Here is an 810-nt window from a genome sequence, read left to right on the forward strand (position 1 = left end):
TGCGCATCGGGATCCTGGCTCACAGTGGCCGCACCCGGTTGGCCGAGAGCTTCTCGCGCAGGTAGGGCAGCGCCCGGCGGGAGATGGGCAGTTCCACGCCGTTGACCAGGACCGAGGCCTTGCCGGTGGCGAGCTTGACGGTCTGCACGTGTTCCATGTTCACCAGGTAGGAGCGGTGGATGCGCACGTAGCCGGCCGGGCCCCACTGGGTTTCCAGGTCGTTGAGCGGCACCCGGATCAGGTAGCTGGCGTTGGGCGTGTGCAGCCGCGCGTAGTCCCCGGCCGCCTGCACGTAGGCGATGGAGTCGCGTTCGATCAGCTTGGTGACCCCACCTTGGTCCACGGTGACCATTTCCGGTTTGGTTTGGGTGTCCTCGACCAGCTCACAGATGCGCCGCACCGACTCGGCCAGCCGCTGCGGGCGGATGGGCTTGAGCACGTAGTCCACCGCGGCCAGTTCGAAGGCCTCCAGCGCCTGGTCCTCGTCGGCGGTGACGAAGACGATGTGCGGGGGATTGGTGAAGCGGGAAATGACCCGGGCGATGTCCAGCCCGGATAACGCGGGCATGTGGATGTCCAGGAACAGGGCATCGACGTCTTCTTCCTCCAGCGCCTTCAGCGCCGCCGCCCCGGAGGTCGCCCGGAAGATCTGCCGACCCGGGAGTCCTGGCTGAGCAGGTAGGCCAGTTCCTCGACTGCCGGCAGCTCATCGTCGGCTACTACGACATTGATCATTGTTCCAGTCTACCCAGTCGCCGCCGCGCACGCCGTTGGGCCAGGGGCCGGTTGGGGGCGGAGCCTGCCGCCGTG

The 810-nt window shown here is 67.3% G+C and carries 1 pseudogene; it reads right to left on the reverse strand.

Going from position 1 to position 810, the window contains the following annotated elements:
- Positions 1 to 19 precede the first annotated feature (19 nt).
- Positions 20 to 735: pseudogene (locus JCM19049_RS16110) on the reverse strand (LytR/AlgR family response regulator transcription factor).
- Positions 736 to 810: the final 75 nt, after the last annotated feature.

The organism is Arthrobacter sp. JCM 19049, assembly GCF_001310435.1.